Below are 382 nucleotides of genomic sequence, written 5' to 3' on the forward strand. Positions count from 1 at the left end.
CCAACGACCTGATCTGGAACTACTGGGTCAACAACTACCTGCTCGGCAACGAGCCGCCGGTGTTCGATATCCTCTTCTGGAACAACGACACCACCCGTCTGCCGGCCGCGTTCCACGGCGACCTGATCGAGATGTTCAAGAACAACCCGCTGATACGCGCCGATGCCCTGGAAGTGTGCGGCACGCCGATCGACCTGAAGAAAGTCACCGCCGACATCTTCTCCCTGGCCGGCACCAACGATCACATCACGCCCTGGAAGTCCTGCTACAAGTCGGCCCAACTGTTCGGCGGCAAGGTCGAGTTCGTGCTGTCGAGCAGCGGGCATATCCAGAGCATTCTCAACCCACCGGGCAATCCGAAGTCACGCTACATGACCGGTGA

The 382-nt window shown here is 59.7% G+C and carries 1 protein-coding gene; it reads left to right on the forward strand.

Annotated elements, in window-relative coordinates; translation table 11 throughout:
- The coding region (locus HX773_RS25595) for an alpha/beta fold hydrolase (RefSeq protein ID WP_176973826.1) at positions 1 to 382 on the forward strand (382 nt) is incomplete at both ends.

It is taken from the genome of Pantoea sp. B9002, from assembly GCF_013385945.1.
In the GTDB taxonomy this organism is placed as follows: Bacteria; Pseudomonadota; Gammaproteobacteria; order Enterobacterales; family Enterobacteriaceae; genus Pantoea.